Below are 26,764 nucleotides of genomic sequence, written 5' to 3'. Positions count from 1 at the left end.
CGACGTAGGCATGGTTCGTCTTAAGAACGACGATTCCGCCTACGTGGGCCGGTACCTCGCCGTAGTCGCCGACGGCATGGGCGGGCACGCCGGCGGCAACGTTGCCTCCGCGTCGACCGTGTTGGATCTGGTCCATCTGGACAGCGGAACGCACGACGACGAGCCACTCACTGTCCTCGCCGACGAAATCCAGGCTGCCAACTCCCTGCTCTCCGAACTGGTGACGACCAGCCCTCAGCTGTCCGGAATGGGAACCACCGTCACCGCCCTGCTGTTGAACGGCAACCGGTTCGCCTTCGCCCACATCGGCGACTCGCGTGCCTACCGGCTGAAAAACGGCGTTTTCGAACAGATCAGCATCGATCACACCTTCGTGCAGCGGCTCATTGACGAAGGCAGGCTGCGCCCCGACGAGGCTGAGACCCATCCGCACAAAAACGTCCTCATGCGCGTCCTGGGCGACGTCGACGCCAGCCCCGAACTCGATCTGGCCACCTTCGAGGTCGAGCCGGGCGAGAAGTGGCTGCTGTGCTCCGACGGACTGACAGCAGTCCTTCGCGACTCCGACATTGAAACCGTCCTGCGGGAAACGGCTGACCTGCAGCGGTGCGTCGACATCCTGGTGGAGCTCACCCTGGCCGGCGGGTCACCGGACAACGTCACCGTCGCCGTCCTGGAAATCTCCGAGGTGTCCGACGACTCCGTGACTCCGGCCGAACCGGCCGCACCGCGCCTGCCCGCTTCCGGCGGTTCGGTCCTGCCGGCCGCGGTTGCCCAGCCGGCTGCAGCCGGCGCCACCGACTCCCTGGCCGCCAGTGAGCCGGGATCCGGTTCCGACGGGGACGAAGCCGACGACGAACTGCCCGCCCGCGCGGAGCTGATCCGGCAGGACCTGTCCTCGCGCCCGCACGTCCTGGTGGGTGCCGCCTCGCTCGCAACCCAGACCGGACAGATTCCCATCGTGACCAAGCGCTCCGCCGAACGCCGCGCAGCACGGACGCTGACCCATAAAGCGGATCCGGAAACCGAGCCTGCCATCGAGCAGCCGGAGGCCAAGCAGCGCCGCCGCTGGCTGGTCCCGGCCATCCTGGCACTGATCACCGTCCTGCTGGCTGCAGTCCTATGGGTTGGCTACACCTGGACCCAGACGCGTTACTACGTGGGCACCGCGGACAACAAGGTCGCCATCTACAACGGGGTGTCCCAGTCCCTGGGCCCCATCCGTCTCTCCGATGTCACGGAGCAGACCGATATCCCGGTGGACAGCCTGCCGGAGTACCAACGTAACCGGGTTGAAGGCACCATTCCCGCGAAGGACCTGCTCCATGCCGAACAGATCGTGGAGGACCTCCGCGGAACCGCGCGCGTAAGCGGCTGCGGCCCCGATGCTCCTGCCACCCCTGCGGCCGGGTCAACCCCTGCGCCATCGGCCTCGGCTTCGGATAGTCCCACGGCCGCAGCGCAAGCTGTAGATCCGGCTGAATGTGGAGGAGCGCAGTAGTGTCCGATGTACTGACAGTTCCCAAGTCCAGGCGCAACATTGAGGCTGTCCTGTTGCTGCTGGCCCTCGGCGTGGGGATCGGCGCGAACTTCATTGTCGGCCTGGACCAGGACGAGGCCTTCGACCGGGATTTCTGGACCCAGGGAGCCACCCTGGTCGGACTGGTCCTGGTTTTCCATATCGTCCTGCGCTTCAGGGCTAAATATGCCGACCCGGTAATACTTCCCATTGTCACGGCGTTGAACGGCATCGGCCTGGCCATGATCCACCGGTTGGACATCCCGATGGGTGAGAACGGCACGTTCGCCGACCGGCAGCTGCTCTGGAGTGCCGTAGCCGTCGCTGCAGCCGTTGCCGTCCTGTTCCTGATCAAGGACCACCGGATCCTGCGCCGCTACACCTACATTTCCCTCATTGTCAGCGCCATCCTGCTACTGCTGCCCCTGACGCCGCTGGGCATCGAAATCAACGGTGCCAGGATCTGGATCAACGTCGGCAGCGGTACCTTCCAGCCCGGAGAAATCGCCAAGATCACGCTGGCTATATTCTTCGCGGGGTATCTATCCACCAACCGGGACCTGATCCTCTTGGCCGGGCGCAAGGTCGGCCCGCTGCAGCTGCCACGGCTGAAGGACCTCGGACCCATGGTTGCGGCCTGGATCGTCAGCATCGGAGTGCTCGTGTTCCAGCGCGACCTCGGCTCCTCCATCCTGTTCTTCGGTCTGTTCATGGCCATGATCTATGTCGCCACCAGCCGCGTCAGCTGGGTCCTCATCGGCCTTGCACTGCTCGCCGGCGGCGGCCTGGTCGCCATGCAGCTGTTCAGCCACGTCGCCATGCGGATCGACGGCTGGCTGAACGCCTTTGATCCGGAGGTATACAACCGGATAGGGGGAAGCTACCAGGTGGTCCAGGGCCTGTACGGGCTCGCCAGCGGCGGCCTCACCGGCACCGGCCTAGGCCAGGGCCGGCCGGACCTGGTCCAGTACGCAAACTCTGACATGATCATCGCTGCTTTGGGCGAGGAACTGGGCCTATTCGGCATCTTCGCGATCGTCCTGCTCTATGTCCTGCTGGTATCCCGAGGATTCCGTGCCGCCCTGGGCACCCGTGACGGATTCGGGAAGCTGCTGGCCTGCGGGTTGTCCTTCACCATCGCACTGCAGTGCTTCGTGGTCATCGGCGGGGTCACCCGCCTGATTCCCCTCACCGGGCTCACCACACCGTTTATGTCCGCCGGCGGATCATCGCTGCTGGCTAACTGGATCATCGTCGCGCTGCTGCTGCTCATCTCCGAAGCCGCACGCAGGCCGGCGGCCACCGGGCCGCTGACCGGACCGATGGTGCCGGCCATGCAGGAGTCACCCGTGGGATCAGTCCAACGCAAAACGCAACCGAGGGAACAGGAGGTACGCGGCGCATGAATCAAGCCATCCGGAACAGCTGGATCGTAGCCCTGTCCATGTTCGTCCTCATTCTCGGGTCCCTGACCTACGTCCAGTTCTTTTCCGCCGATAAACTCAATGCGGATCCGAACAATAACCGCAGCATCTACCAGAACTTCGGCCAGAACCGCGGCTCCATCCTGGTGGACGGCGTTCCGATCGCCGAGTCCGTGCCGTCGGATGACCAGTTCAACTTCCAGCGGGTCTACAACAAGCCGGAGCTCTACTCCCAGCTGACCGGGTATTTCTCCCTTGTCAGCGGCAGCAGCCAGTTGGAGCGGGTCATGGATGACCAGCTCACGGGCAACAGCGACCAGCAGCTCTTCGACCACCTGGTGCAGCTGCTGTCGGGCAGCCAGCCGCAGGGGGCATCCGTGGAACTGACCATCGATCCCGACCTGCAGCAGTTGGCCTACGACCTGATTCCGGACGGGCAGCGCGGCTCCATCGTCATGATCGAACCCAAGACGGGCAACATCCTGGCCATGGTGTCCAAGCCCAGCTATGACACCAACCTGCTGGCCGTCCATGACACCGAAGTGGTGGAAGCCAACATGCAGGAACTGCTCACGGTCGAGGGCCTCTCGCCCTACCGCAACGCGGCAACCGAGTCACTGCTGGCCCCGGGTTCGGTGTTCAAGCTGGTTGACGCGGCAGCGGCACTGGAGTCGGGCGATTACGACACCGAATCGCTCATCGACAATCCGAGCTCGCTGCCGCTGCCGGGTACCAATATTTCCCTGCCGAACTACACCAGCGGAAATTGCGGAGCGCGCTCCGAAGCCACCATCGGTTTTGCCCTGGAACAGTCCTGCAACACCGTCTTTGCCCAGATTGCCTGGGAGCTCGGTGAGGACACGATTGCCTCGCAGGCGGAGAAGTTCGGTTTCAACACCGCACTGAATCTTCCCGACCGCGGCATCGACAAGGTGGTGGCCAGCGGCTTCCCCACCGGGATGGATCAGGCCCAGCTGGCGCAGGCCTCCATTGGCCAGTACTCCGTCACGGCAACTCCCCTGGAGATCGCCATGATGTCCTCTGCCATCGCCAACAACGGCGTGCAGATGACCCCCAACCTGATCCGCAACGTCCGTGCCGCCGACCTGTCGATTATCGACGAGCCGAAGCCGGAGGTCCTGAATACCTCCGTCAGCCCGGACACCGCCCGCCAGCTCACCGACTGGATGGTGGGTGTCGTGAACAACGGCACCGCCTCCGCGGCGCAGATTCCTGGCTTCAAGGTTGCCGGCAAGACCGGCACCGCCGAAGTGGAGAACAGGGGCGACAACGCCTGGTTCACTGGTTTTGCACCGGCCGACGACCCACAAGTGGCCATTTCCATCGTCATGGAAGACGTGGACCTGGCCACCGGATCCCAACTGACCACTCCAAGCGCGAAGAAACTCCTAGAGGCGGTGTTGAATAAGTGAGGCCTACATCGGGTATCACCTTAGGCGGCAGATTCCAGCTGACTGACCGTATCGCCATCGGCGGTATGGGTGAAGTCTGGAAGGCACGGGACCTTGTCCTGGGCCGCATTGTTGCCATTAAGATCCTCAAGGAGGAGTACACCGGCGATCCGGGCTTCCTGAACCGGTTCCGGGCTGAGGCGCGCCACACCGCGTTGTTGAACCATGAGGGCATTGCCAACGTCTTTGACTACGGCGAGGAAGAGGGCTCTGCCTATCTGGTGATGGAGCTCGTTCCGGGCCTGCCGCTGTCCTCGATCATCGAACGGGACAAGAGCCTCACACCCGACCGGACGCTGTCCATCATCGGGCAGACCGCAACAGCCCTCGCCGCGGCCCACAAGCAGGGCCTGGTGCACCGCGACGTCAAGCCCGGCAATCTGCTGATCCTGCCGGACGGCCGGGTCAAGATCACCGACTTCGGCATCGCCCGCCTTGCCGACCAGGTTCCGCTGACCGCCACCGGGCAGGTGATGGGTACTGCCCAGTACCTGGCGCCGGAGCAGGCCACCGGCCAGCAGGCCACCGGTTCCAGCGACATTTACGCCCTGGGCGTCATCGGCTATGAGCTTTTGGCCGGAACCCGGCCGTTCACGGGCGAGTCCCAGATCGCCATCGCCCTCGCCCAGGTCAACGACACCCCGCCGCCGCTGCCCGAGAGCATCCCGGTGCCCGTCCGCGCCCTCATCATGTCCATGCTGGCCAAGGATCCGGCCGACCGCCCGGCCGACGCTGAAGCCCTGGCCCGCGCGGTGGCCGCAATCCGCCGCGGCGACATCCAGGCCGCCGAGCAGGCCGTACCCGGCATGCTGCTCTTCGGCGACGGGCAGGCCACTGCCCTCACCGACACGGTCACCTCGCCCATACCCACGGCCGGAACCTCGGCGACCAGGGTCGTCAACTCTGCACCGACCACCTCGGCCCTGCCCACCGTGGCCGGGGCATCCGTTGCCGGCAACGCAGCCGACGACGAACTGGCCGCGTCCCGCGATTGGACCGATGAGGACGTGGACGACACTGATGACACGGGCGACGACGACGGCACGGACGGCAAGCGGCGCAACCCGTGGCTCATTCCCCTGATTGTGCTGCTGTTCCTCATCATCGGCGCTGCCGTCGCAGCGTTCCTGCTCACCGGGAACAACGACGACAATGACCCGGTGCCCTCTCCCTCGGCGACCAAGACCAGCCAGAGCGCCAGCCCCACCCCCAGCAGGACGCCGTCGGCGGCGCCCACAGAGGAGGAATCCGCGGCCCCCACCGTGGATCCCAACGAAATCACCCTTAACGCTGCCGCCTATCAGGGACGGAACGTCAATGAGGTCCAGGCCGAACTCATTAACCTCGGTCTGTCCGTCAACCGGGTTCCGGTTCCGGATGACAACGTTCCCGTGGATACCGTCATTGACGTGAATCCAGTGGGCGTCCTGTCCCGCGGAGACGCAGTCACGATCATCTATTCCACCGGCCCTGAGGTTCAGGAAATCACCGTTCCGTCAGGTCTGGTGGGCCTTACCGCGGCACAGGCCGAGCAGGCCATCAGGGCCGCCGGCCTGACTCCGGTCAACGGCGGACCCGAGCCGTCTTCACGACCGGCGGGCACCGTCACTGTAGTCACCCCCGCCGAAGGGTCAGTGCTGCAGGAGGGTGGAACCGTCACCTACTTCATCTCGCAAGGTCAGACGACCCAGCCCAACCCGTCCGTGACCGCTCCCTCGGCGACTCCCATCGCCCCACCCGGCGGGTAGGAAAACATGAGCGCAGAATTCCTGAAAGGACAGCCCACCCTGAACACGGAACGGGTGTTGAACGGCCGCTACGAGATTGCCGAGCTGATCGGCCGCGGCGGCATGGCTGACGTCTATCTGGGCCGGGACATCCGGCTGGGGCGCACTGTCGCTATCAAGGTGCTGCGCCCGGATCTGGCACGCGATCCCTTGTTCCAGTCCCGTTTCCGGCGCGAGGCGCAGGCAGTGGCGGGGTTGAACCACCCCGCCATCGTCTCTGTCTACGACACCGGAGACCAGGAATCCCCGCAGTCCTCGCCCGAGGATGTGCGGCTGCCCTTTATCGTCATGGAGTACGTGGCCGGCCGGACCCTGCGGGACATGGTCAAGGCCGGAGACGTCAGCCCCGAAAAGGCCGTCGACTACGTCCTGGGCGTCCTTTCCGCCCTGGAATACAGCCACCGCTCAGGAATCGTGCACCGGGACATTAAACCGGCCAATGTCATGGTCACGCCCGAAGGCGGGGTCAAGGTCATGGACTTCGGCATCGCCCGCGCCATGGCCGACTCGGCTGCCACAATGACCCAGACGCAGGCCGTAATCGGCACTGCCCAGTATCTTTCCCCCGAGCAGGCCCGCGGGGAGACGGTCGATGCCCGCAGCGACCTCTACTCCGCAGCATGCCTGCTGTTCGAACTGCTGGCGAGCCGTCCGCCGTTCATCGGTGACAGCCCGGTTTCCGTGGCCTACCAGCACGTCCGGGAGCAGCCGCCCAAGGCCAGCAGCTTCAATCCCGAGATCCCTGCAGCACTCGACAGCGTGCTCGAGCGCGGCCTGGCCAAGGACCGCGCCGACCGGTACCAGGACGCCCACGCCTTCCGTGATGCCCTGCTCCGCGCCCGCCGCGGCGAATCCGAACCGGCCGCCGTGCCGGAGACCGGCATCACCGAGGCCCTGACCGTAGCGGCTCCCGTGACCCCGGCATTTGACGTGAGCCCCATCGAATCCGATTCCCGCACCCGCGCCATGGCGCCGGTGGGCTACGACAGCTCCACCGACAGCGGCGACGACGACGGCCCGCAGGGTCTGTCCGTGGGGAACACCGATGATCGGGACCCGGAGCAGAAGGCCCGCCGCCGGGCCTGGATCATCGCATTCTGCATCGGCCTGGTGCTGTTGCTCGGTGCCGGGTCCGTCGTGGCCTACAACCTGATCAATCCGCCGGTAACGGCCCCCGCCACCGCCGTCATGCCCAGCGTGCAGAATCAGTCCCAGACAGATGCCATGAATCTGATCATGGACGCCGGTTTCGGCTCGCTGACCATGGAGACCGAGCACAGCGACACCATCGAGAAGGGTTACGCCATCCGGACCTCCCCCGAGGGTGGAACTGATGTACCGCTGGACAGCAAAGTCATTTTGTACATGTCATTGGGGCCTGCCGCCGTGGAGATACCTGCGACCCTGCCCGGGATGACTGAACCCGAGGCCCGGGACATGCTGCGCAGCCTGGGACTGCAGGGCGGCACCACCACCGAGGCCAACAGTGCCACCGTTGCGGAAGGGCGGGTGCTCACCACCACCCCTGCACCGGGTGAGTCGGTCCCCACCGGCAGTGCGGTGAACCTGGTGCTGTCCACCGGCGAGGTCACCGTTCCGGATGTAGTCGGCAGTCCGCAGGAAACGGCCGTCGGTATTCTCGGCGGCCCGGAGCTGTTGCTCACGGTCACCGTGAACGAGGAGGAGAACTCGGTGGTGGAACCCGGTACGGTAACCAACCAGAGTGTCCCTGCCGGCACCAATGTGGAGCAGGGCAGCACTGTTTCCATCACCGTGGCCAAGGCGCCGGTGGAACCCACTCCGGATCCGTCAGCGAGCCCAGGGGCAACACCTTCGCCCGCGCCGTCGGACAACGCAAACGGCAGCGGAAAGCCGGGGAAAAAGGACGACTAGTCCTTCTTCCCCGGCTGAAAATCCGGGCTGGTCAGTGAGGCGGGCGTGAACCGGGCTGCGGTGCCGGCGCGCCGCTGGCTTACGGCGTGGAGATGAGCGGGCTGAGCGTGGCGGCGTGTGCCGCCGCCCCGACCAGGCCCAGGCTCTGGAGCCAGTTGCCCAGCATCTGGTAGCCGCCTTCGGTGAGCACCGATTCCGGATGGAACTGCACCCCGGACAACGGAGCCGACACGTGGCGCAGGCCCATGATGATTCCGCTGTCGGTGCGGGCAGTGACCTCGAGGTCCGCCGGAATGGTATCCGCGACCGCAGCCAGTGAGTGGTAGCGGGTGGCCGTTACAGGGCTCGGCAACCCCTGGAAAACATCGGTCCCCTCGTGACGGACGGAGGACGTCTTGCCGTGCATGAGTTCAGGTGCGTGGGTCACCGTCCCCCCGTAGGCCTCAGCCAGGGCCTGATGGCCCAGGCAGATTCCCAGCATGGGAACATTGTTCGCCCCGCACCAGCGGATCAGGTCCACGCACACGCCGGCATCTGCCGGAGCCCCCGGACCCGGCGACACCAGTACGCCGTCACGCGCGGAGGCCAGCTCAACCGCTTCGGCGAGGGTGACGTCGTCGTTGCGCACCACGGTGGTTTCGGCACCCAACTGCTGCAGGTAGCCGACCAATGTGTAGACAAAGCTGTCGTAGTTGTCGACGACCAGGATGCGAATGCTCATGTTCTAGGAACCGCCAATCGTGGAATCAGTGAGGGGGCTCAGGAAGCTGTACTCCGAGAACCACGGGAAGACGTAGTTCATCAGCAGAAGCACGACGCCGGCGATGAGCACCAGTGCCAGGAGGCTGCGGACCCAGAAGGGGCCAGGAAGTTTCCTGAAGATCCAAGCGTACATTTTATCCTGCTCCTTCCACGTTGTCGGCTACCTGCGCTGCGATCTCAGCGGGTGGTCCGGCTGAGAGCGGTTGCCAGGAATCCATCAGGGCGTAGGCAATGATGCGTTCCTGCGCGCCGAAGCGTGGGTTGCAGCTGGTCAGGGTCATGAAGCGCTCCGTGGGCACGGCCGCGGGCTGGGTGGGAACGGGAGCGATCACGTCTACCCGGTCCGGCAGGACGATCTGGTTGTTGCGGTACACATACGTGTAGTAGCCCTGACTTGTCTGGACGTAGATCTTGTCCCCCGGCACGAGCGTGTGGATCGCGTCCAGGACCTGCCCGTGGGTCTGGCGGTGCCCGGCCACGGCGAAGTTGCCGACGGCGCCCGGCATGGCTGTTGTGGGGTAGTGCCCCAGTCCCAGGGTATCCAGGACCGCTGTTCCCACGCCGCTGGTGATTGGCCGCGCATAGGACTCACCGAAGCGGGGGACGTATACAACAGCAAAGGTGCGCCCCTCCTCTTCGATGGCCGGCAGGACGGCTGGATCACCGTAATCGGGGCTTTCGGCTCCGGACAGGGGTTGTAGGGGCGCGTCGAAGTCGGAGAAGAGGTCTCCTACTGCCTGGTCCTGTTTGCGGTTGGAATCGATATTGGTCCACCACAGTTCCCAGGCAACATAAAGAACCAGGAGCAATCCCACGGTGATCAGCAGTTCGCCGGCTACCTGTACGGCCAGCTGGCCGCGGGTTCGGTGCCTGCCCCGGGGCTCGGGGGAATCAAGGACAGGCACTGTCCCTTGAGAGGTTGCCATGGTTCCCTTTCCACGTTGACCGGTTATTCCGCAGCGGCACGTGAGAGCTCCGCCGTTCGCTACGATAAGTACGAGGGAACAGCCAGGTGCGGCCGCAGCCTTACGTCAGGATACAGCCGGGCATCAACCCGGTTTGGGCAGTGCTGCACCCATGGCCCCCGCCCATGACCGTACACGCCGGCGTGCATTGAGCCGGTTCCGCTAGGAGGATCCGTGCCTGAGTCGAAGTCCCGCAAGAAAACCACGCCCGCTGCACCTGCTGCCAAACCAGCCGCAGCCTACAAACCGAACCCGGTTTGGTACAAGCCGGTCATGTTTGGCCTGATGATCATCGGGCTGCTCTGGATCATCGTTTTCTACATCACGGAGGGCCGGTTCCCGATACCCGCGCTGGGTGCCGGGAACATCCTGGTCGGCTTTGGCATCGCCATTGTCGGGTTCCTTATGACCACCCGCTGGCGCTGACCGGTCCTCACCCCTCGCCTGGCAGCTTCCGAGCCTGTGTATGACCCTGTGGAGAACGTTTGTGCACACACTGTGCACAGAGTTATCCACAGGTGTGTGTAACTTTGAGGGTCGGGATGGCAACATCCCCGGAAACACGGGAAATAAAGTTATCCACAACTGTGGAATTACATGTGTGTAACTCAGTTAAGCCTCTGGATAACCTGTTCACAGGTGCCCTTCAGGGCTGTGGATAACCTACTGTTGCCACTCATGGCAGGCCCTAAGTCGCCGTTGGCACCCCAGCCTTGAACCCCTTGAGGCAGCCGGCTGGAGCCTGCACCTGGCAGACAGTTATTAACACTGTGGGTATCCCTGTGGATAACGCCCGGCCGTGTCTTCCGGGCGTTTCCACAGGGCGGGCGCCGGTGAGGCGGATCTAGGTCGGCCTGCTATACAAGGCCCTTGGCTGCGGCCAGGACGGCTGTGGCGAGGCACAGGACGGCGGTGATCGCCGCCAGGCCGCCGAACTGCACCAGGGTCCGGTGTTTCGTCCGGGGAGCATAAACAAGCACTGCAGCGCAGGCGGCACCGGTCAGCAGGCCGCCCAGATGCGCCTGCCAGGCGATGCTGGGGACAAAGAGCCCCAGGGCGAAGTTGGCCGCCAGCAGAATCAGTACGGACCGCACGCTGGCCCTGCGCTGGAGCAGTACCACCAGCAGGGCGCCGAACAACCCGAAGATGGCGCCGGACGCCCCCACCACAGCCTGGTTCAGTGGGCTGAGCAGCAGGACTCCCACCGAGCCGCCCAGGGCCGAAATCAGGTAGAGCAGGGCGAAGCGGAGACGACCGAGCTGTGGTTCCAGCCCTTGTCCCAGGAACCACAGGGCATAGAGGTTGAACGCGATGTGCAGGTAGCCCCCGGGAGAATGCAGGAATGCGGCAGAGAGCATCCGCCACGGTTCGCGGCCGGTCAGTTGCGGCGCGTACCAGAGCTCGCGGGTGAAACCGGGAACGAGGAGCTGGACCACAAAGAGGGCGGCACAGACCACCATCAGAGTGATGGTTACAACGGGCTTTCCTGAAACAGCCTTGCCGCCGTAGGGCGTCTGATAGGACGGAGCGGCGCGCCGGGCATCCTGGAAGCAGTCAACGCACTGGATGCCCACCGGTGCGGCGTGCTGGCACTGGGGACAGGCTGCCCGCCCGCACCGCTGGCACCGGATGTAGCTGATCCGGTCCGGGTGTCGCGGACAAACAGGAACCTGTGAAGCCGGCGTTTCGGCAGGCACTCCATACGACATTGCGGTACTCCCAAAGAGAAATGAGGCCAGATGGACGAAAAGCCCCGGCCGAAAGTTCCGACCGGGGCATCCGAGATCGGACTAGAGCTGTTCGACCGTGATGCTGTTGATGACGACGTCCTCGGCGGGCTTGTCGCGCATGTCCGTGGCCACGGCGTTGAGCTGGTCAACCAGGGCGCGGGACTCGTCGTCGGCTACCTCACCGAAGATGGTGTGCTTGCCCTGCAGCCAGGTGGTGGGGACGGAGGTGATGAAGAACTGCGATCCGTTGGTACCGCGGCCCATCTGGACACCGGCGTTGGCCATGGCCAGCTTGTACGGCGTGGAGAAGTCAAGGTCCGGGTTGATCTCGTCGTCGAACTGGTAGCCCGGTCCGCCGGTGCCGCGGCCCAGGGGATCGCCGCCCTGGATCATGAAGTCTTTGATGATGCGGTGGAAGATGGTGCCGTCGTACAGCGGGCGGCTGGTCTTCTCTCCTGTTGCGGGGTCGGTCCACTCGATCTCGCCGGTGGCAAGGCCAACAAAGTTCTTGACCGTCTTGGGGGCGTGGTTCCCGAAGAGGTTGACCTTGATGTCGCCAAGGGAGGTATGGATGGTTGCAATTGCGGTAGGAATAGCAGTCATATATGTCATTCTTCCATGACGAGGCCGCGGAGGGGCGGAAATCGCCCGGTTCAGCGCACAGTGAAAAGTCCGCCCCGCCCGGGCTGCCAATGGCCCACACCCGCAAAGTCAACGTAGGGTAAGGATGAACCGTCACTATCCCGGGAGGTAGTTTTGAAGAAGAAGGACCGCATGGCCCGTGACTTTGAAGCCAATGTCACTGCAGGCGTAGAGACCGCACGTGACTGGGCTGCACCGAAGGTGGAGGCCGCACGCGATTGGGCGGTGCCCCGCATCGAAAAGGGCATCGAGACCGCTTCACCGAAAATCCAGGATGGCCTCAAGCGCGCCTCTGACGGCGTTGCCGCAGGAGTAGCCACTGTGACGCCGCGCATCCAGGACAGCCTCCAGAAGGTCGGCCCGAGGATCAGCCACGCCGTCGACGAAGCCACCCCTCGCATCCAGCACACCCTGGACCGCGCCACTCCGGCGCTCACCAGCGCTCGGGACAAGGTTGTTGACGACTACATTCCCACCCTTTCCACCCGCATCGGCGATGCCTCGGCGTCGGTTACCCGCACCCTTGGTGCAGCTTCGGTTCCGGTCCAGACGGCTGTAGCCAAGGCAACGGGCAACAAAAAGGCACTGAAGAAGGCCCAGAAGGCCGCCGCTTCTGCCGCCAAGGCTGCCCGCAAGAACCAGAAGGGCGGCGGCAAGGGCTGGCTGGTCTTTGGCATCATCGCCGCTGCAGTTACTGCCGGTGTTGCCGCCTGGCGTGCTTCGCGTCCGGTCGAGGATCCCTGGAAGACTCCGGCCCCGGCGAAGCCTGAAACCGTGCAGGTTCCGGCCCCGAAGCCGGCTTCCGCCGCAGCTCCGGCAGCCACCGCTCCGGCACCCGCCGCCGCGGCTCCTGCCGCTCCCAAGCCGGCCGAGAACAGCGCCGCCAAGGCCGCTGCCAACGGCAAGGAGTCTGCCCAGGAATCCAAGGAAACCGTCGCCAGCATCAAGGAAGCTGCGGAACGCGCCGCTGCCCGTGCCGGCGAGAAGACCTCCGAGGCTGCCAAGCACAGCAAGGAGTCCGTCTCCAAGGCTGCTGACGCCGCGAAGGCCTCAGGCGCCCACGCCGACAAGTCCTCGGACAAGAAGTAGCAGCTCCGTAGTATGTGCAGCATGCGCTGATGCGCAGGTAGAGACGCCGGTGTAGGCGCCTCACCGTAAAGGGAGGACCCCGTCCGGGGTCCTCCCTTTTTGTATCTCCCAGGAATCAGGCACGCCGGGCTTACCTCGGCGTGAGCGGTCAGTCGATGTCGCCGCCCAACGCCGGTGGGGCCGGCGGCAGCGCCGCGGTCCGGGCACGGCGGCCCTGCCCGCTCACCACCACGGCCAGGCCCGCCAGGATCAGTGCCAGCCCCCCGTAGGTGCCGGCGGGCAGCTGCTCGCCGAGGAAGATGGCAGCCAGGACCGCCGCCCCGGGGATTTCCAGCAGGATGATCATGGACACGACCAGCGGGGAGATCACGGCCAGCAGGTGGTTGAAGACGCTGTGACCCAGGATCTGCGCCACGACCGTGACGGCCAGGATGCCAGCCCAGGCTGCCGGTTCGAAGGCAACCAGCGGCTGCCCGAAGACGGCGCACAGGCCCAGCAGCAGCACGGCACACAGGCTGTAGCAGAGCGAGGTGTAGGTGCCGGTGCTCATGGTCGCCCGGGCCTTGCCGCCGGCGATCGTGTAGAGCCCGGCCAGTGCCCCTCCAGCCACTGCCAGCAAATCCCCGAGCAGGGCCTCGCGGGAGAGGGCCAGGTCAAAGCCGGTGATGATGACGACGCCCACCAGCGCAGCGCCCAGGCCGGCAAGGGCACGCGGGGCCACCGGGATGCCGCGCATCAGGTTGAACAGGGCAATCCACCCCGCCTGCAGGCAGACGAGGGCGGTTGCTGCCGCTACCGACGTCAGTTGGAGGGAGGTAATGAAACACGCGAAGTGCAGGGCCAGTGCCACCGAGGCAATCCCTGTCCATTTGGCTTCATCACGGGTCAGGCGCGTAAAGGCACGCGGATTCCGGGCCAGGGCGGGAACCCCCATGGCGACGGCGCCGAGCGCGTTGCGCCAAAAGGCGATCGCCAGGGCGGGGGCTGCGGTGGCTGCCATGATGGGCCCGGAGGCTGATACCCCGAGAACGCCGATCACGGCGAGGAATACGGTCACCAGAGCAACAATAGATCACCGGCCGGTGTCGACCGGTCCCTGCTACGGCCAGCTGACTTAAACGCAGAAAGTCCCGGTCTATTGACCGGGACTTTCATTCGGTGGAGGCACGGGGACTCGAACCCCGAACCCCCTGCTTGCAAAGCAGGTGCGCTACCAATTGCGCCATGCCCCCGAATTGAGAACTCATCCAGTATAACCCACCCGGACCTGCGGTGGAACCGGAATGATTTCCGCCGGAAATTATTCCACTTTGTCGGTGGATGCCTTCCAAACGGATTTCTCCGCGGCAGTTTCCTGCCATTTTTTTACTGCGAGGATTCCTGCAACCGCTGCTGCGGCTACTGCCAGCAACTTCTTCACAGTGCCTCCTTGCCTTGTGGTCCATCACCTTGCGGTGGTGTTCCGTGGGCGCACCAGGACTTGAACCTGGGACCTCTTCGTTATCAGCGAAGCGCTCTAACCGCCTGAGCTATGCGCCCCGATACCTTCTCGGGCCGAGATAAAACTTTACCCCACCTCTGCCGGGAACCCAAATCGTTCCCGGATTTCCTGCCCGACCGGCGGTTTTCCGGTGCCGGCCGGGCAGAAAAAGTGCGGAATTCCAGCGTAATTCAGGTTTGCTAGTCGTCCGTCAGGGTGACGCCGATGCCGCCCACCAGGGTGGAGGCAATGTTGTACAGCACGGCAGCAAGCATGGACAGCGCCGTCAGCAGCAGTACGTTGACGACGGCGATGATGGTGGAGAACGAGACCACCTGTCCCAGCGAGGCGAACTCACGCAGGTCGAACCCGCCGGATTCGGTTCCCGCAATGTCTCCGAGCAGGGTGTTCACCCGGTCAAAGATGCCGGTCAGGTCCAGTACAGTCCACAGCACGATGGCTGCGACAACTGTGACCACACCAAGGGCCACCGAGAGCAGGAAGGCCATCTTCAGGACCGACCAGGGGTCGATCTTGCTGACCAGCAGGCGTGCCTTGCGGGCCTTGGCCTTGGGTGCCGGCTTCACGAGCGGCTGCCGGTTCGCCGGTGCGCTCTGACCACCTCCGGGGCGCTGGGCCGGACGCGCGGGGGTCTTTACCCGGGGTCCGGTGCCCGACGTCGACCTGGGATTTGAGTTGGTCGAGCTCACTCGTTACCTCCATCTTCTGCGGACTGCGCGTCCTGCACAGCCGAATTCTCTGTAGCCAACGGTACTTCATCGGCTTCGGTGCCTACAGACCCGGGGTCCGTGAGCGGGGCGGTGTCGCCTTCGTCGTCGGCCTCTTCGATGCCCAGATCGCGCTCCGAATTGCGGGCGACGGCGATGATGCGGTCGTTCTTGTCCGGCTTGGCAAAGATGACGCCCATGGTGTCGCGGCCCTTGGCCGGCACGCCGGCCACGGAGGAGCGGACAACCTTGCCGCCCTGCATGACCACCAGGACCTCGTCCTCCTCCTGCACGATCATGCCGCCGACCAGGTGGCCGCGGTCCTCGGCGAGCTTGGCGACCTTGATGCCGAGGCCGCCGCGGCCCTGGACGCGGTATTCCTCCACCGCGGTGCGCTTGGCGTAGCCGCCCTCGGTAACGATGAACACGTAGGAATCCTCGGTGACGACGTCGGCTGCGAGCAGTTCGTCGTCCTCGCGGAACTTCATGCCGGTGACGCCCGAGGTGGCGCGGCCCATGGGGCGCAGCGCGTCGTCGCTGGCGGTGAAGCGCAGCGACTGGCCCTGGCGGGACACCAGCATCAGGTCATCGGTTTCGGAGACCAGCTGGGCGGACACGAGTTCGTCGCCGTCGCGCAGGTTGATCGCAATGACGCCGGCGGAGCGGTTGGTGTCGTAGTCCTCCAGGCGGGTCTTCTTCACCAGTCCGCGCTTGGTCGCGAGGACCAGGTACGGGGCGGCGTCGTAGCCGGGCAGGTCCAGCACCTGGGCAATGTGTTCATCCGGCTGGAACGCCAGCAGGTTGGCCACATGCTGGCCCTTGGCGTCGCGGCCGGCCTCGACCAGCTCGTAGGCCTTGGCCCGGTAGACCCGCCCCAGGTTGGTGAAGAACAGCAGCCAGTGGTGGGTGGTGGTGACGAAGAAGTGCTCGACGACGTCGTCGCCGCGCAGCTGCGCGCCCTTGATGCCCTTGCCCCCGCGCGCCTGCTGGCGGTAGTTGTCGCTGCGGGTGCGCTTGACGTAGCCGCCGCGGGTGATAGTGACGACCATTTCCTCTTCGGGGATCAGGTCTTCCATGCTCATATCGCCGTCATAGCCCATGAGGATGTGGGTCCGGCGGTCGTCGCCGTACTTGTCGGCAATCTCGTGCAGCTCTTCGCTGACGATCTGGCGCTGCCGCACCTCGGAGGCGAGGATCGCGTTGTATTCGGCGATTTCGGTCTGCAGCTTGGCATGCTGGTCCTGGATCTTCTGCCGTTCCAGGGCTGCCAGGCGGCGCAGCTGCATGTCCAGAATGGCCTGGGCCTGCAGTTCGTCGATGTCCAGCAGGCCCATCAGGCCGCTGCGGGCCTCTTCCACGGTGGTGGAGCGGCGGATCAGGGCGATGACGTCGTCGAGGGCATCCAGGGCCTTGAGCAGGCCAATCAGGATGTGGGCAACTTCCTCGGCCTTGCGCAGCCGGTACCGGGTGCGGCGGACAATGACTTCGAGCTGGTGGGTGACCCAGTGCCGGATGAACGCATCCAGGCTCAGGGTGCGCGGCACGCCGTCCACGATGGCCAGCATGTTCGCGCCGAAGTTTTCCTGCAGCTGCGTGTGCTTGTAAAGGTTGTTCAGCACCACCTTGGGCACGGCGTCGCGCTTGAGCACGATGACGAGGCGCTGGCCGGTGCGGCCAGAGGTTTCGTCGCGCATGTCCGCGATGCCCGAAACCTTGCCGTCCTTGACCAGTTCCGCGATCTTGATCGCCAGGTTGTCCGGGTTGGCCTGGTACGGCAGTTCGGTGACCACCAGGCAGGTACGGCCCTGGAGTTCCTCCACGTTAACCACGGCACGCATGGTGATGGAGCCGCGGCCGGTGCGGTAGGCGTCTTCGATACCCTTGTGTCCCAGGATGGTGGCACCCGTGGGGAAGTCCGGGCCCTTGATACGGCGGATCAGTTCCTCAAGCAGGACATCGTTGGGAGCTTCGGGGTTCTCCAGGTACCACTGGACACCGTCTGCCACTTCGCGCAGGTTGTGCGGCGGAATGTTGGTGGCCATGCCCACGGCGATGCCGGAGGAGCCGTTGACCAGGAGGTTCGGGAAGCGGGCCGGCAGGATCGTCGGCTCCTGGTTGCGGCCGTCGTAGTTGTCCATGAAATCGACGGTTTCCTCGTCGATGTCGCGGACCATTTCCATCGCCAGCGGGGCCATCTTGGTTTCGGTGTACCGGGGTGCCGCGGCGCCGTCGTTGCCGGGGGAGCCGAAGTTGCCCTGGCCCAGGGCCAGCGGGTAGCGCATGGTCCAGTCCTGGATCAGGCGCACCAGGGCATCGTAGATGGCCGAGTCGCCGTGCGGGTGGTACTGGCCCATGACTTCGCCGACCACGCGGGCGCACTTGTTGAACGAGCGCTCCGGGCGGTAGCCGCCGTCGAACATTGCGTACAGCACGCGGCGGTGCACGGGCTTCAGGCCGTCGCGCACGTCAGGGAGGGCACGGCCCACAATGACTGCCATGGCGTAGTCCAGGTAGGACCGCTGCATTTCAGTCTGCAGGTCGATCTGCTCAACCCGGTCTGAGAGGGTCTCTTCACTCATTGGTTGTTCCGTTCTTCAAAAGCTCTGGTAATCCGCGGACGCAAAGGAGGATGGCGCGTTTTCCTAGATGTCCAGGAAGCGCACGTCCTTGGCGTTCTGCTGGATGAAGTTGCGGCGGGACTCGACGTCCTCGCCCATCAGGACGGAGAAGATCTGGTCCACGGCTGCGGCATCGTCCATGGTGACCTGCAGCAGGGTGCGGTGGTCGGGGTCCATGGTGGTGTCCCAGAGCTCGGTGTAGTCCATCTCGCCCAGGCCCTTGTAGCGCTGGATGCCGTTGTCCTTGGGCAGGCGCTGGTTGTTCGCCAGTCCGCGGGCCACCACTTCGTCGCGTTCGCGGTCGCTGTAGACGTAGTCGTGGGCGTGGTTGGACCACTTGATCCGGTACAGCGGCGGCTGGGCCAGGTACACGTAGCCGCTTTCGATCAGCGGGCGCATGTAGCGGAAGAGCAGCGTCAGCAGCAGCGTGGTGATGTGCTGGCCGTCGACGTCGGCATCGGCCATCAGCACGATCTTGTGGTAGCGGGCCTTCTCCACATCGAAGTCCTCGCCGATACCCGCGCCGAAGGCGGTGATCATCGACTGGACTTCGGCGTTGCCCAGGGCCCGGTCCAGCCGGGCGCGCTCCACGTTCAGGATCTTGCCGCGCAGCGGCAGGATGGCCTGGGTTTCGGGGTTGCGGCCGCGGACGGCGGAGCCGCCTGCGGAGTCACCCTCCACGATGTAGATTTCCGACTTGGACGGGTCCTTGGAGGAGCAGTCCTTGAGCTTGCCGGGCATGCCGCCGGATTCCAGCAGGCCCTTGCGGCGGGTGGATTCGCGGGCCTTGCGGGCGGCGAGGCGGGCCTGGGAAGCCTGGATCGACTTGCGGATCACGTCGCGGGCCGGGCCGGGGTTGCGCTCCAGCCAGTCACCGAGCTGGTCGGTGACGACGCGCTGGACAAAGCCCTTGACCTCGGAGTTGCCCAGCTTGGTCTTGGTCTGGCCTTCGAACTGCGGCTCGGCCAGCTTCACGGAAATGACGGCGGTCAGGCCCTCACGGATGTCGTCGCCGGTGAGGTTGTCATCCTTTTCCTTGATGATGTTCTTCTCGCGGGCGTACCGGTTGATCAGCGACGTCATGGCGGCGCGGAACCCCTCTTCGTGGGTGCCGCCCTCATGGGTGTTGATCGTGTTGGCGTAGGTGTGGACGCTCTCGGAGTAGGCGGTGGTCCACTGCAGGGCCATTTCCACTGCCATCTTCTTGTCATTGTCTTCGGTTTCGAAGGCAATGACGTCGTCGTGGATGACTTCATACTTCTTCGACGAGTTCAGGTGCTTGACGTAGTCCAGGAGCCCGTCGGCGTACATGTAGTCGACCACACGGTGCTTGGGGCCCGTGTCTTCGCCCTCTTCGCCGGGAGCAGCAGTGATCTCCTCGGGTCCTTCCTCCAGGGTCCGCTCGTCCGTCAGGACGATCCGCAGGCCCTTGTTCAGGAACGCCATCTGCTGGAAGCGCGCCCGGAGGGTTTCGAAATCGAACTCGGTGGACTCAAAGATCGTGGGGTCCGGGTAGAACGTCTGGGTGGTACCCGTGGCATCGGTGGCCTCGCCCTTGCGCAGGTCGCCCACCGGGTGGCCGCCGTCGGCAAAGGACTGGTGCCAGACAAAGCCCTGGCGGCGGATTTCGGTTTCCACCCGCGCGGAGAGGGCGTTGACCACTGAGATGCCGACGCCGTGGAGGCCACCGGAAACGGCGTAGCCGCCGCCGCCGAACTTGCCGCCGGCGTGCAGGATGGTCATGACGACCTGCACGGTGGGCATGTTCTCGGTGGGGTGCATGTCCACCGGGATACCGCGGCCGTTGTCCTCGACCCGCACCCCGCCGTCCGCCTGGAGGGTGATGTTGATGCGGTCGCAGTAGCCGGCCAGCGCCTCGTCCACCGAGTTGTCAACCACTTCGTACACCAGGTGGTGCAGTCCGCGGGGTCCGGTAGAGCCGATATACATGCCCGGACGCTTCCGAACGGCTTCCAGGCCCTCCAGGACGGTGATCTCGTTCGCACCGTACTCGTGCGGAGCTGTTACGTCAGCGTTGTCCATCTCATTGTCGTTAGCCACAGGTGCTGTCGACTCCTCAGTGTGTTGGTCAAAGATTGATGCCTCTCCCAAGACAGGCATCTCAACTTCCAATTCTACCGTGCCGCGGGGTCCATTACGGCCCAAAACACCCCCTTGGAGGCCACCAAAGTGGGGTTTGCGCGCATATGGACCCGGTGTCTAGGTCCGGATATGGCCGGAGGGGTTTTCGAGCCGCTGAGCGGCACAGAGCCAGTGTGGGGGGAGGGCTGCCGGGAGCCGGCCGGAGCGCCTATCCGTAGGTGTCGCGGGGGCCCCTGCCCTTGACGCTGCGCAAGCCCTTGCGCCAGTTCGGTGCTGCCGGGCCGATCACTTCGATCTTCGTGACGACGCCGGGCCCGAGCTCTGCGTCGAACCTGCTGATGAGGGAACTGCGCAGCAGCCGCAGCTGGGTGGCCCAGGCGGTTGAATCGCAGCGGACCTGGACCGTGGTGTCCGAAAACGACTCCGGGGTGCAGTGGGCGCTGACGTCTGCTCCCACCAGTTCTTCCCAGCGGGAGATGACGGAGCCCACGGCCACGGGCGAGTTCCAGCCGCGTTCGCTGACGAACCGGGTGAAGAGTTTGCCCACGCCCTGCGGATCCCGTCCTGTGTATTCGCCGGGCACGAAGGGCAGTGCCGAGCGGCGGTGGCCGGCCTTGCGCCGTCCCGCGGGGATCCGTTGGTTTCCGCGCGCCTGCGCCGCCTGGCGCATCCGGTTCAGCTGGGCCAGCGCTGCATCCTGGCGGACCTCAGGTTCTTCTGCCTTTTCGGCACCGCCCGTCCTGGCCGGCGCCGGCAGGCCGGCTGCCTCATCCGGGGTGGTGCCCGCCGGGCCCGTTTCAGAGGGCGGGAACACTGATGCCTCCGGGGACAACGGTGATCACCTCACCGGCCAGGGCCTCGGGAATGTCGTCGGCCACCGCGGCGGTCACCAGGACCTGCTCCGCGTCCGCGACAATACCCGCGAGGCGGGTGCGGCGCGCGGAATCGAGTTCGGCAAAAACGTCGTCCAGGATCAGGATCGGCCCGGCGCCCGGGCTGTCATCGTCACTGAGCAGCAGGTAGTAGGTGCCCAGGCGCAGTGCCAGGGCAAAAGACCAGGTTTCGCCGTGCGAGGCGTAGCCCTTGGCCGGTGCCTGCCCCAGGATCAGTTCCAGATCATCGCGGTGCGGTCCCACCAACGAGACGCCGCGCTCGATTTCGCGGCGCCGGTTGGCCACGAAGGCAGCCAGGAACCGCTCGGTCAGCTCCGCCTCGGTGAGTCCGTACAGTTCCTCCGGATCGGGATCGCCGACGACGGCGCCGTCGTCGTTCACTGATCCCTGCAGCGTGGAGCGGTAAACGGCGCGGGCTGTCTTGGAACCGTCGGTCAGGTCCCGGTAGGCACTTTGCAGATGCGGCTGCAGCCGTTGGACCGCCTGCAGCCGGGCAGCGAGCAGCTTCGCTCCGGCCACTGCCATGTGCTGGTCCCAGACCTCGAGGGTCGCTTCATGGGAAGAGGTGAAGCGGCCTGCGGCGCGGGCGGATTTCAGCAGGGCATTGCGTTGTTTCAGGACCCGCTCATAGTCGCTGCGCGTGGCGGCGTGGTGCGGCACCAGCGAGACAATCAGGTCATCGATGAAGCGGCGCCGGCTGGAGGGGTCGCCTTTGACCAAGGTCAGGTCCTCGGGGGCAAACAGGACCGTGCGGCACAGGCCCAGGATGTCCCTGGCACGGACGGGATTGGCCCGGTTGATCCGGGCACGGTTGGTCCGCCCGGGATTGAGCTCCAGCTCCACGCTGGTACGTTGCGTGCCCCGCGCCAGCCGGGCCCGCACCAGGGCCTGGTCTGAGTCAAAAGCCACCAGCGGGCCATCGCTGCTGACCCGGTGGGAGGAGAGCGAGGCCAGATACCCGATCGCTTCGACAATGTTGGTCTTGCCGGTTCCGTTGGGGCCGACAAAAACGGTGACGCCCGGCTTCAGCTCCAGGTCCAGCTGCGCATAGCTGCGGAAGCCGGTGAGCGAAAGGTAATCAATGTACAAGCCGGTCCACCTTTGTCCTGCCCTCTCGATTGCCCGTTGTTTTCTTCTCTTCCAGCCTACTGCGCGGTACTACTCCGGGCTGCCGCTTTCGTCGACGGCGGCCGGAGGCAGCCGCGGCGGGGCAGCTGCTTCCGGCTCCGGGACGACCTCAGGCTCAGGCCCGGCCGGCATCTGGGGACCGCCGGGAAGCTGGACTGTGTGTCCTCCGAACTGCTGCCTCAATGCGGCGACCATTTTCATGGCCGGCGATTCCTCCTGCCGGGAGGCAAACCGGGCGTAGAGGGCTGCGGTTATTGCCGGCGCCGGAATGCCGCTGGCCACGGCTTCCTGAACCGTCCACCGGCCCTCGCCTGAATCTTCGGCATAGCCGGCAATCCGGCTCAGTTCCGGGTCCCCGTCCAAGGCGTTCACCATCAGGTCCAAGAGCCAGGACCTGATCACGGTGCCGTCCTGCCAGGCCTTCATGACGGCCGGCGGGTCATCGATGATGCCCTTGCCGGACAGGAGTTCGAACCCCTCCGCATAGGCCTGCATGAGTCCGTATTCGATGCCGTTGTGGATCATTTTGGAGTAGTGGCCCGCGCCGACGCTGCCGGCGTGGACGAAGCTGCGGGCGCGGTCTCCCCGGGGACGCAGGGCGTCGAAGACCGGCATCGCCAGGTCGATGTCCTCCGCGGCTCCTCCGGCCATCAGTGCGTAGCCGTTCTCCTGGCCCCAGATCCCTCCGGAGACACCGCAGTCCACGAAGCGGATGCCGGACTTTCCCAGCGTGTCGGCCGTGCGAAGGTCGTCGTCGTAGCGGGAGTTCCCGCCGTCGATCACCAGATCACCGGGCGAAAGCACCTCCACCAGGTCCCGGACCACATCCGACGTGACTTTTCCGGCCGGAACCATCACCCAGACGACCCGGGGAGAGGGCAGCACGGCTGCCAGTTCCGTCAGCGACATGACATCGCTGGGCACCGGATTCCGGTCGAACCCTGTGACGTCGATGCCGTTGCGGCGCAGCCGTTCGCGCATTGAGAAACCCATTTTGCCCAGTCCGATGAGGCCTATGTGCATGGCAGGTTCCTCTCTCGCTGCCGCGTCAGCGGCGGGCCGGGGTCCTCGCGCGCCGGGCTACTGGTTGGGCAGCCTGACGGGCATCAGCAGGTACCGGTAGTCTTCCTGGTCATCTCCGGTGAGTTCTTCCTGGGCGGAGATCACTGCCGGCTTGGGCGGTGTGGTGAAGGAAAAACGGACGTACTTGCTCGGGAAGGCGCCGAGGCCTTCGCTGAGGTAATGCGGGTTGAAGGCAACCGTGATGTCGTCGCCGATCAGTGAGGCTTCCAGGGCTTCGGAGGCCTGGGCATCCTCGCCGGTACCGGCATCCAGGGTGACCTGTCCGTCGGTGAAGGCGAGCCGTACCGGTGTGTTCCGTTCAGCAACCAGGGACACACGGCGAACCGCTTCAACCAGGGCGCTGGTTTCGACCGTGGCGTGGATGGGGGTGTTGTCCGGGAAGAGCGAGCGGATCTTGGGATAGTCGCCGTCCACCAGCAGCGAAGTGGTCCGCCGTCCGCCGCTTTCGAAGCCGATCAGTTCACTGTCATCGGAGAACGCAATGTTCAGGTCTCCGGCGCCGCCAAGGGTTTTGGCTACTTCGTTGAGGGTCTTGGCCTTCACCAGCGCGCTGGTGGAGATTCCGGGGGTGGCCGGTTTCCAGGACAGCTCGCGCAGGGCCAGCCGGTAGCGGTCGGTAGCCAGGAAAGTAATCAGGTCGTCTTCGATTTCCATGCGGACACCCGTGAGGATGGGCAGGGTGTCATCGCGGCTGGCGGCAATGATGACCTGGGAAATTGCCTGTGCGAAGGCATCGCCGTCAACGACGCCGCTGACCTCGGGGAGGGCCGGGAGCTCGGGGTATTCGGCAACGGGCATGGTGGCCAGGTTGAAGCGGCTGTTGCGGCACGTCAGGGTGACCTTGGAACCGTCGGTTTCAACTTCCACCGGTGCCGAGGGGAGGCTGCGGCAGATTTCAGCCAGCAGCCGGCCGGAAACCAGGATGGTGCCCTCTTCGGCAATGTCCGCTGCAATCTGGAGACGGGCGGAAATTTCGTAGTCAAAGCTGGCGATGCTTAGGGATCCGCCCTCGGCCTTGATCAGCAGGCCCGACAGGACCGGTACCGGAGGACGCGGAGAAAGGGACCGCGCTGTCCAAGTGACCGCTTCGGCCAGGACATCCCGCTCAACTCTGAACTTCACTGCAGGGTGCCGCCTTTCACAACGTACTTCTCAGTACAACTGGATGTTCATGACTGGTGAGGGAGCATCGCGGGTGCCGCAGCACCACAGCTGCGCCGCATCCGAAGACGCCGGCGTAGTGACGGCTCTGCGAATGACAACAATACTCTGTGCCAGCTTAGCCCCCGACCTGGGGTCGGCGCATCGGGTACTTGGGGTTCACCCGGCCCTGATCCAATGCATCGGAACAGACATCCGATGTTCGTTCGGGCTTCGTTCGACGTTGGGCCGGGAAAGGTCAGATGTTATTTGGTGGAACCGATTTCTTAAGGTTCGTAGTGTTAATAACTCCTGTGGATACTGTGGATAACCTAGCCCATCCCGGCGTCATGGCCGTTTAAGCCTGTGGATAACCTGTGGGGCTACGCTGCAGCGAAGCCGGCGGGGTGTGTAGAACTTTTTTGTAATTCCGCGTATCCACAGGGAAGCACCAGTAGTGGAGAGTTATCCACCGGTTTATCCACAGCCTTGTCCACAAATGTTAATTTCGAGCCCCTGCGGGGCCTCTCAGCCCCGCCGTTCCGCGGATTATGCTTCTCGCTGCTGCTGCTTGATGCGGTTGGTGAGCTCGGTGACCTGGTTGTAGATGGCCCGGCGTTCGGCCATCAGTTCGCGGATCTTCCGGTCTGCGTGGATGACGGTGGTGTGGTCCCGCCCGCCGAGTTCCTGGCCGATCTTCGGCAGGGACATGTCCGTCAGCTCGCGACACAGGTACATGGCGATCTGCCGGGCGGTCACCAAGGTGCGGGTCCGCGACTTCGAGCAGAGCTCCTCGAGGCTGATCTGAAAGTAGGCAGCTGTCTGTCCCAGGATCGAGGCGGCCGTGATTTCCTGGGCGCCGTCGTCGGTAATCAGGTCCTTCAGGACAATTTCGGCCAGTCCGACATCAACCTGCTGCCGGTTCAGGCTGGCAAACGCCGTCACGCGGATCAGCGCGCCCTCCAGCTCCCGGATATTGGTGGAGATCTTGGACGCGATGTACTCCAGGACGTCGTCGGGGGCGCTCAGGCTGTCCCCGATGGCCTTTTTCCGCAGAATCGCGATCCGGGTTTCCAGTTCCGGCGGCTGGACATCCGTCAGCAGGCCCCATTCGAAGCGGGAGCGCATGCGTTCCTCGAAGCCCGAGAGCTGCTTGGGCGGCAGGTCGGAGGTGATGACCACCTGTTTGTTGTGGTTGTGGAGGGCATTGAAGGTGTGGAAGAACTCTTCCTGCGTTGCATCCTTGTTCGCGAGGAACTGGATGTCATCGATCAGCAGGATGTCGACATTGCGGTAGAGCTGCTTGAAGCTGGCGCCCTCGTCATACCGGATCGAGTTGATGAAGTCGTTGGTGAACTCTTCGGAGTTCACGTACCGCACCCGGATGCCCGTGTAGAGATGGCGGGCGTAGTGGCCGATCGCGTGCAGCAGGTGGGTCTTGCCCAACCCGGAATCACCGTAGATGAACAGCGGGTTGTAGGCCTTGGCCGGTGCCTCGGCCACGGCCACTGCCGCCGCATGGGCAAACCGGTTGGAGGATCCGATCACGAAGGTCTCGAACACGTACTTTGGATTTAGCCGGCCAAATTCCTGCGAGGTGCTCGGCGGCGTGGGAGAGGGTGCGCTCTCTCCGCTGGGGACCGGATTCGGAGCGGGCTGTTCGGGCTCGGGCTCCGGATCGCTCTTTACCGCCGGGATCATGTCGGCGTCGATAACGAAGGCGCACTGGATATCTGCCTGGAAAACGCCACGCAGGACTTCATCCAGGATGTGCTTGAGCTGGGTCTGCAGGACTTCGCGCGTCAGCTCGTTGGGTACGGCTACCAGCAGGGTGGTACCGATCAGGCCCTGGGCCTGGGCCAGCACCACGAAGCCGCGCTGCCTCGGGGAGACCCGGTCATCGGTTTCCAGCGTTCGGATGACCTTGCGCCAGGAGCTGCCGACATCGTTGATTTCGTCCGTACCCACAAAAACCTCTCGTGAACGCCCTCAAGCGGTCTGAAGAAACATGGAATCCCGATCGGGTTTCCGGACAGTTCATCCACAGAGTTATGCACAGCTGGTGGATAAAACGCCCGTGGCCCAGCCTAGAGGATGATTTCCCCCGGTGGTAGCTGGATTCCGGCTGTGGATAGCCTCTGGGACCCGCCTCACACAGGGGTGTGAGGCGGCAGGCCGAGGGCAGTTGTCCACAGGTGTTGATAGAACTGTATAAACAGGGCAAGGTCCGGGACCGGTGTGCGCCGGTTTGACTGGTGGCGGTCGTGCCCCTAACGTGGAGTAGTCCTTTGTGTCTGCTATCTGCACT

Annotated in this window: 22 protein-coding genes and 2 tRNA genes; 7 read left to right on the top strand and 17 right to left on the bottom strand. The window is 64.6% G+C overall.

The features are described 5' to 3' along the window. Positions 1–10: 10 nt before the first annotated feature. The 5 genes from KKR91_RS00120 to pknB are packed head-to-tail and all read left to right on the top strand — an operon-like array spanning position 11 to position 8,095. Positions 11–1,501 (top strand): PP2C family protein-serine/threonine phosphatase, encoded by a 1,491-nt coding sequence (locus KKR91_RS00120; protein WP_210227089.1) that lies wholly within the window; start codon positions 11–13, stop codon positions 1,499–1,501. Beyond that, the gene (locus tag KKR91_RS00115) at positions 1,501–2,925 is read left to right on the top strand and encodes an FtsW/RodA/SpoVE family cell cycle protein (RefSeq protein WP_210227090.1); all 1,425 of its coding nucleotides are present in this window, start codon (positions 1,501–1,503) and stop codon (positions 2,923–2,925) included. Before KKR91_RS00120 ends, KKR91_RS00115 begins: the two co-directional genes overlap by 1 nt. Further along, entirely contained in the window at positions 2,922–4,376 is a 1,455-nt protein-coding gene (locus KKR91_RS00110; RefSeq protein ID WP_210227091.1) for a peptidoglycan D,D-transpeptidase FtsI family protein, read from the top strand. Before KKR91_RS00115 ends, KKR91_RS00110 begins: the two co-directional genes overlap by 4 nt. Then, positions 4,373–6,163, top strand: coding sequence for a protein kinase domain-containing protein (locus KKR91_RS00105; protein ID WP_210227093.1), 1,791 nt, complete (start codon positions 4,373–4,375; stop codon positions 6,161–6,163). Before KKR91_RS00110 ends, KKR91_RS00105 begins: the two co-directional genes overlap by 4 nt. A gap of 6 nt (positions 6,164–6,169) precedes the next feature. Then, a complete protein-coding gene (gene pknB / locus KKR91_RS00100; protein ID WP_237687430.1) occupies positions 6,170–8,095 on the top strand; it encodes a Stk1 family PASTA domain-containing Ser/Thr kinase in 1,926 nt (641 codons plus the stop codon). A 79-nt stretch (positions 8,096–8,174) separates the two neighbouring features. Here pknB and KKR91_RS00095 read toward each other — a convergent pair whose 3' ends face one another. The 3 genes from KKR91_RS00095 to KKR91_RS00085 are packed head-to-tail and all read right to left on the bottom strand — an operon-like array spanning position 8,175 to position 9,783. Next, a complete protein-coding gene (locus tag KKR91_RS00095) occupies positions 8,175–8,816 on the bottom strand; it encodes an aminodeoxychorismate/anthranilate synthase component II (protein WP_210227095.1) in 642 nt (213 codons plus the stop codon). Positions 8,817–8,819: 3 nt separating this feature from the next. Continuing rightward, positions 8,820–8,990, bottom strand: coding sequence for a hypothetical protein (locus KKR91_RS00090; RefSeq protein ID WP_210227097.1), 171 nt, complete (start codon positions 8,988–8,990; stop codon positions 8,820–8,822). A gap of 1 nt (position 8,991) precedes the next feature. Next, positions 8,992–9,783: a class E sortase gene (locus tag KKR91_RS00085; RefSeq protein ID WP_210227099.1), complete on the bottom strand. Its 792-nt coding sequence runs from the start codon at positions 9,781–9,783 to the stop codon at positions 8,992–8,994. A gap of 213 nt (positions 9,784–9,996) precedes the next feature. On the opposite strand from KKR91_RS00085, the gene KKR91_RS00080 reads away from it, so the two are divergent. After that, the gene (locus KKR91_RS00080; RefSeq protein ID WP_210227101.1) at positions 9,997–10,248 is read left to right on the top strand and encodes a cell division protein CrgA; all 252 of its coding nucleotides are present in this window, start codon (positions 9,997–9,999) and stop codon (positions 10,246–10,248) included. Between the two features lie 431 nt (positions 10,249–10,679). Here the strand turns inward: KKR91_RS00080 and KKR91_RS00075 are convergent, their stop codons facing one another. Beyond that, positions 10,680–11,396: a rhomboid family intramembrane serine protease gene (locus KKR91_RS00075; RefSeq protein WP_337925344.1), complete on the bottom strand. Its 717-nt coding sequence runs from the start codon at positions 11,394–11,396 to the stop codon at positions 10,680–10,682. Between the two features lie 216 nt (positions 11,397–11,612). Continuing rightward, positions 11,613–12,155: a peptidylprolyl isomerase gene (locus tag KKR91_RS00070; protein ID WP_210227106.1), complete on the bottom strand. Its 543-nt coding sequence runs from the start codon at positions 12,153–12,155 to the stop codon at positions 11,613–11,615. Between the two features lie 171 nt (positions 12,156–12,326). On the opposite strand from KKR91_RS00070, the gene KKR91_RS00065 reads away from it, so the two are divergent. Further along, a complete protein-coding gene (locus KKR91_RS00065) occupies positions 12,327–13,283 on the top strand; it encodes a hypothetical protein (RefSeq protein ID WP_210227108.1) in 957 nt (318 codons plus the stop codon). Between the two features lie 148 nt (positions 13,284–13,431). Here the strand turns inward: KKR91_RS00065 and KKR91_RS00060 are convergent, their stop codons facing one another. The 12 genes from KKR91_RS00060 to dnaA form a co-directional block, all read right to left on the bottom strand. Beyond that, positions 13,432–14,340 carry a DMT family transporter gene (locus KKR91_RS00060; RefSeq protein ID WP_210227110.1) on the bottom strand — a complete coding sequence of 303 codons (909 nt, stop codon included), beginning with the start codon at positions 14,338–14,340 and terminating at the stop codon, positions 13,432–13,434. A 102-nt stretch (positions 14,341–14,442) separates the two neighbouring features. Next, positions 14,443–14,515 (bottom strand) — tRNA-Ala (locus KKR91_RS00055). Between the two features lie 68 nt (positions 14,516–14,583). Further along, a complete protein-coding gene (locus KKR91_RS00050) occupies positions 14,584–14,703 on the bottom strand; it encodes a DLW-39 family protein (RefSeq protein WP_210227111.1) in 120 nt (39 codons plus the stop codon). Between the two features lie 45 nt (positions 14,704–14,748). After that, positions 14,749–14,822, bottom strand: a tRNA-Ile gene (locus KKR91_RS00045). A gap of 141 nt (positions 14,823–14,963) precedes the next feature. Next, positions 14,964–15,473 (bottom strand): DUF3566 domain-containing protein, encoded by a 510-nt coding sequence (locus KKR91_RS00040; RefSeq protein ID WP_210227112.1) that lies wholly within the window; start codon positions 15,471–15,473, stop codon positions 14,964–14,966. Next, the gene (gene gyrA / locus KKR91_RS00035) at positions 15,470–18,070 is read right to left on the bottom strand and encodes a DNA gyrase subunit A (protein ID WP_210227113.1); all 2,601 of its coding nucleotides are present in this window, start codon (positions 18,068–18,070) and stop codon (positions 15,470–15,472) included. Before gyrA ends, KKR91_RS00040 begins: the two co-directional genes overlap by 4 nt. A gap of 63 nt (positions 18,071–18,133) precedes the next feature. Then, a complete protein-coding gene (gene gyrB / locus KKR91_RS00030; protein WP_210228207.1) occupies positions 18,134–20,152 on the bottom strand; it encodes a DNA topoisomerase (ATP-hydrolyzing) subunit B in 2,019 nt (672 codons plus the stop codon). A gap of 268 nt (positions 20,153–20,420) precedes the next feature. Further along, the gene (locus KKR91_RS00025; RefSeq protein WP_420481410.1) at positions 20,421–21,026 is read right to left on the bottom strand and encodes a DciA family protein; all 606 of its coding nucleotides are present in this window, start codon (positions 21,024–21,026) and stop codon (positions 20,421–20,423) included. After that, a complete protein-coding gene (gene recF, locus KKR91_RS00020; RefSeq protein ID WP_210227115.1) occupies positions 21,010–22,194 on the bottom strand; it encodes a DNA replication/repair protein RecF in 1,185 nt (394 codons plus the stop codon). The genes KKR91_RS00025 and recF overlap by 17 nt, the downstream gene beginning before the upstream one ends. 69 nt (positions 22,195–22,263) lie before the next feature. Further along, on the bottom strand, positions 22,264–23,256 hold the full coding sequence (gene gnd, locus KKR91_RS00015; RefSeq protein WP_210227117.1) for a phosphogluconate dehydrogenase (NAD(+)-dependent, decarboxylating): 993 nt from the start codon (positions 23,254–23,256) through the stop codon (positions 22,264–22,266). A gap of 57 nt (positions 23,257–23,313) precedes the next feature. Beyond that, complete coding sequence (gene dnaN, locus KKR91_RS00010; protein WP_210227119.1) at positions 23,314–24,438, bottom strand: DNA polymerase III subunit beta; 1,125 nt, start codon at positions 24,436–24,438, stop codon at positions 23,314–23,316. A gap of 567 nt (positions 24,439–25,005) precedes the next feature. Continuing rightward, entirely contained in the window at positions 25,006–26,424 is a 1,419-nt protein-coding gene (dnaA, locus tag KKR91_RS00005; RefSeq protein WP_210227121.1) for a chromosomal replication initiator protein DnaA, read from the bottom strand. Positions 26,425–26,764: the final 340 nt, after the last annotated feature.

This window comes from Arthrobacter jiangjiafuii (assembly GCF_018622995.1).
In the GTDB taxonomy this organism is placed as follows: domain Bacteria; phylum Actinomycetota; class Actinomycetes; order Actinomycetales; family Micrococcaceae; genus Arthrobacter_B; species Arthrobacter_B jiangjiafuii.
The sequence above is the reverse complement of the archived record's forward strand: the minus strand, read 5'-3'. Positions and strand labels throughout refer to the sequence as shown.

What these genes read in the sequence shown, in the direction of transcription:
- KKR91_RS00120 (WP_210227089.1), top strand. Translation starts at nt 11, where the DNA reads ATGGTTCGTCTTAAGAACGACGATTCCGCCTACGTGGGCCGGTACCTC.
- KKR91_RS00110 (WP_210227091.1), top strand. Translation starts at nt 2,922, where the DNA reads ATGAATCAAGCCATCCGGAACAGCTGGATCGTAGCCCTGTCCATGTTC.
- pknB (WP_237687430.1), top strand. Translation starts at nt 6,170, where the DNA reads ATGAGCGCAGAATTCCTGAAAGGACAGCCCACCCTGAACACGGAACGG.
- KKR91_RS00095 (WP_210227095.1), bottom strand. Translation starts at nt 8,816, where the DNA reads ATGAGCATTCGCATCCTGGTCGTCGACAACTACGACAGCTTTGTCTAC.
- KKR91_RS00090 (WP_210227097.1), bottom strand. Translation starts at nt 8,990, where the DNA reads ATGTACGCTTGGATCTTCAGGAAACTTCCTGGCCCCTTCTGGGTCCGC.
- KKR91_RS00085 (WP_210227099.1), bottom strand. Translation starts at nt 9,783, where the DNA reads ATGGCAACCTCTCAAGGGACAGTGCCTGTCCTTGATTCCCCCGAGCCC.
- KKR91_RS00070 (WP_210227106.1), bottom strand. Translation starts at nt 12,155, where the DNA reads ATGACTGCTATTCCTACCGCAATTGCAACCATCCATACCTCCCTTGGC.
- KKR91_RS00065 (WP_210227108.1), top strand. Translation starts at nt 12,327, where the DNA reads ATGGCCCGTGACTTTGAAGCCAATGTCACTGCAGGCGTAGAGACCGCA.
- gyrA (WP_210227113.1), bottom strand. Translation starts at nt 18,070, where the DNA reads ATGAGTGAAGAGACCCTCTCAGACCGGGTTGAGCAGATCGACCTGCAG.
- gyrB (WP_210228207.1), bottom strand. Translation starts at nt 20,152, where the DNA reads ATGGACAACGCTGACGTAACAGCTCCGCACGAGTACGGTGCGAACGAG.
- gnd (WP_210227117.1), bottom strand. Translation starts at nt 23,256, where the DNA reads ATGCACATAGGCCTCATCGGACTGGGCAAAATGGGTTTCTCAATGCGC.